The sequence below is a fragment of the Craurococcus roseus genome, assembly GCF_039523795.1.
GTDB lineage: Bacteria > Pseudomonadota > Alphaproteobacteria > Acetobacterales > Acetobacteraceae > Craurococcus > Craurococcus roseus.
Genome location: NZ_BAAAFZ010000110.1, coordinates 1 through 3399, shown reverse-complemented (window position 1 = coordinate 3399; position 3399 = coordinate 1). Strand labels below are relative to the sequence as shown.

At 67.6% G+C, this 3399-nt stretch carries 3 protein-coding genes; 2 read left to right on the top strand and 1 reads right to left on the bottom strand.

Annotation, left to right across the window (positions count from 1 at the left end; translation table 11 throughout):
* Nucleotides 1–489: 489 nt before the first annotated feature.
* Nucleotides 490–2067, bottom strand: a complete 1578-nt coding sequence (locus ABD067_RS24930) for an ABC transporter substrate-binding protein (RefSeq protein ID WP_343898129.1) — start codon at nucleotides 2065–2067, stop codon at nucleotides 490–492.
* A 186-nt stretch (nucleotides 2068–2253) separates the two neighbouring features.
* On the opposite strand from ABD067_RS24930, the gene ABD067_RS24925 reads away from it, so the two are divergent.
* Both ABD067_RS24925 and ABD067_RS24920 read left to right on the top strand, forming a co-directional pair.
* On the top strand, nucleotides 2254–2982 hold the full coding sequence (locus ABD067_RS24925; protein ID WP_343898128.1) for a calcium-binding protein: 729 nt from the start codon (nucleotides 2254–2256) through the stop codon (nucleotides 2980–2982).
* A gap of 48 nt (nucleotides 2983–3030) precedes the next feature.
* Nucleotides 3031–3399 (top strand): DUF4214 domain-containing protein (locus ABD067_RS24920; RefSeq protein WP_343898127.1); only part of this gene is annotated, 369 nt, incomplete at its 3' end.

The window sequence follows — 3399 nt, the reverse complement described above, 5'->3', positions numbered from 1 at the left end:
GGCGCGGATCAGGTATAGGTCCAGCCCGACAAGCGCAGCGTAGAAGCCCATTGCGATGAAGCCGCCGGGCTATTTCAAGTCGAACGATTGGAGGGGCGGGATGAAGAAGTACCAGGAGGCCAGCCCCGAGAGGACGGCTGTCAGGACGCCCGGGCTCCAAAAAAGCGGTGAGCACTACGACGGGGAAGAAGGTGATAAACGGGTAGCCGACGAGTTCGTCGCCGATGAAGGAGCGCAACCAAAAGGCCAACAGCACCCCCGTCCAACCGAAAGCGTACCCGAGCCAAGGGTGCGCCCGCAGCCGAGCGGTCGCTTCGAAAAGGTTGGACAATCGACGTCGCCTCGCTGGTCCGGAACCAAGTACGCGCCAAGCCGCCCCGGTGCCACAAGCACCGGAGCAACATGAAGCGTAACGTCTCGCGGCGCGGGCGGTGAGTAATGAAGTCGCGCGCCGTGGAGCTGTTCAGGTAATGCGCTGAGGTCGCTGAGTCACCGGGGTGGGAGGCGAGTCCGGCGGTGTAGCTGGATGTAATTGTCCGGCGTTTGCACCAACTCCACGCCTTGCCGCGCCGCCCAAACGATCTGCTGCTGGTGCAGCGGCGCGTAGGCCGCGTCCTCGCGGACGAGCGCCGACGCCTCGGAGATCATGCGCTGCCGCGCCGCTTGGTCGGTTTCTACGCCGATGCGGCGGATCAGGTCGTCGAGCTTCGGGTTGGAGTAACCGCCGTTGTTGAACACGCCGCGGGTGCCGTCCCGCGTGCCCAACAGGTTGAACAGCGCGTTGTGCGCGTCGCCGGTCGCTGGTGTCCAGCCAAGCAGGTAGAAACTCGTATTGTAACGCGGAGCGTTGATCTCGGCAAAGTAACGGGCGCGGGTCTGTGCGACGAGGTTCACACGGATGCCGATCCGCGCCAGCATGGACACCACCGCGGTGCAGATCGCCTCGTCGTTCACGTAACGGTCGTTCGGGCAGTCCATCGTGACGCCGAAGCCGTTCGGGTAGCCGGCCTCGCCGAGCAGGCGCTTTGCGCCTTCCGCGTCGAGCGGCAGCCGCTTGTCGTCCTCCTCGCGGAAGCCGTTCACACCCGGGCCCCACATCATGCCGGTCGGGCGCGATTGGCCGCGCATCACCGTGCGCTGGATGGCCTGGGCGTCGATGGCCATGTTGATGGCCCGGCGCACCCGCACGTCCTTGAACGGGTTTTTGCCCTGCACGTCGCTCTTGAGGAGCTGCGGCCGGTCCTGGTCGAAGCCGATGTAGATGGTCCGGAGCTCCGGCCCTTGGAGCACCTGCATCCCCGCCGTGCGGCGGATGCGGTCCACGTCCTGCGGCGGCACGGTGTAGACGAAGTCCACCTCGCCCGAGAGCAGCGCCGCCACGCGCGTGGCGTCGTTGGCGATGACGATGAACTCCACGCGCTCCAGGTTGTGCGTCGGCTTGTCCCACCAATCCGGGTTCCGCTCCAGCACCGTGCGGCGGTCCGGCTCGCGGCTGGCCAAGCGGAAGGGCCCGGTCCCCATGGCGTTGCGGGTGGCGAAGTTCTCCTCGCGCGAGGTCAGGTCGGCGGGGCGTGTTGCGTTGTTCTTCTCCGACCACTGCTTCGACATGATGCCGAAGGTGGTGAATTCGCGGTGCAGGATGGGGTTCGGCTCGTCCGTCTCGAACTCCACCGTGTGGTCGTCGACCTTCCGCACCTCCTTGACGGTGGCCACCACCGCATTGAGGTTGGAGCCCTGCGCACGCACGCGCTGGACGCTGAACACCACGTCGTCGGCGGTGAAAGGCGTGCCGTCGGTGAACTTCACGCCGCGGCGTAGATGGAAGCGCCACAGGGTGGGGGAGGGCTGCTCCCACCGCTCGGCCAGCGCCGGCTCAGGGTCGCCGTTGCGGTCCCGGCGGACCAGCGGCTCGTAGATGTGGCTGTTGAAGGCCAGCAACAGCGTCTCGTTCCGCGTGTAGGGGTCCATGGAGTTGACGTCGCCGTCGTTGGCCCAGCGCAGGGTCTGCGCCGATACGGAAAGGGCGGTGCCGCAGAGCAGGGCTGCGGCGAGGGCGAGGCGGCGCATCGTCTTGGTCGTCTCCGGGGGGCCTGGGTTGTCGTTAGCGACACGGTATGGGCAAGGCGCAGCCGGCGGAAGGGGCGCCGCGCGTTTGCGCGAACGGCGCCGGGTTCTACCCCGGGCCGTGCGATTTTTAGTGTTTATTCTGAATATTAAGATGCAGAACCGGCGCTGATTCCGGAAGCACCGCGCGTGTCCAACTTCGTCCTGGCCGTCGACCCGATCCGCCCTTGGAACACGCTCCTGCCCGGTTCCAACCAGTTTAACCTCGGCGGTTCCGATGACCGCGGGCTCGTCCTCAACGGGAGCGTCTCGGGCCCGCCCGCAACCATCGAGTTGTACGGGAGCAACTCCGGCACCCGCGGCGCAAACCTGCTGAACGGCGCCGCGCAGGTCAACGTGGTCCGGTACACGGTGGCAGGCCAAGTGGTGATGCGGGCGGACGACGCCCTCATCACCGGACCGCTGCTCGCGGCTTGGCTGAGGGGCGACCGGAGCGCCTTCGGGCAGGCGGTCTTCGTGGGCGACGACTTCATCGCACTTTCGAACGCGGCCGAACGCCAGAACGGTTACGGCGGCAACGACGTCATGCACGGCCGCAGCGGGAACGACACCCTGTTCGGGAGTGACGGTAACGACACGCTGTTCGGCGACGGCGGAAACGACACGGCGTACGGCGGCGCGGGCGACGACCATTTCGGAGGCATCATCGGGATGGACACGTTCCTCATTGGCGCGCTCAAACGCCGAACCCAACTCGCTCCGACGCCCCTGGGCCAATCGGTTCCGGAGTCCATGGGCGTGTTTCTTTCCGGACCCGAAGACGTGGACGCGCTCGCCTTCCGCGAACGAATCGGCTTCCTAAATGGCACTCTCCACCTCGACCCAGCGGGCGCCGCCGGGCAGGTCTGGCGGCTGTAGGACGCGGCCTTCAGGCGCGGCCCGGAGACCACCGGCCTGAGCAACTGGGTGGCGGCGCTGGACGCCGGCGCCACGGCCTTGACCGCCGCCGCCGACGGCTTCCTCGGCTCGGCCGAGTTCGGCCAGCGCTACGGCCAACTCGACGACGCGGGCTTCGTCACGCGGCTCTACGTCAACGTCCTCGGGCGCGCCCCGGACGCCGCCGGCCTGGACGCCTGGACCGCGCAACTGGCGCGGGGCGCGCCCCGCGCCGAGGTGCTGCTCGGCTTCTCCGAATCCGTGGAGTACAAGGCCGTCACCGTTGCCTCTACCGGCCGCCTCTGGGCGGTGGACCCGGAAGCCGTGGACGCGCCATTGAACTCAGTGCCTGTTGGACGGTCGGCGGCGGGCGACGCGGCGGAGCAGCGGCGCCCCCAT

What these genes read in the sequence shown, in the direction of transcription:
- ABD067_RS24930 (WP_343898129.1), bottom strand. Translation starts at nt 2,067, where the DNA reads ATGCGCCGCCTCGCCCTCGCCGCAGCCCTGCTCTGCGGCACCGCCCTT.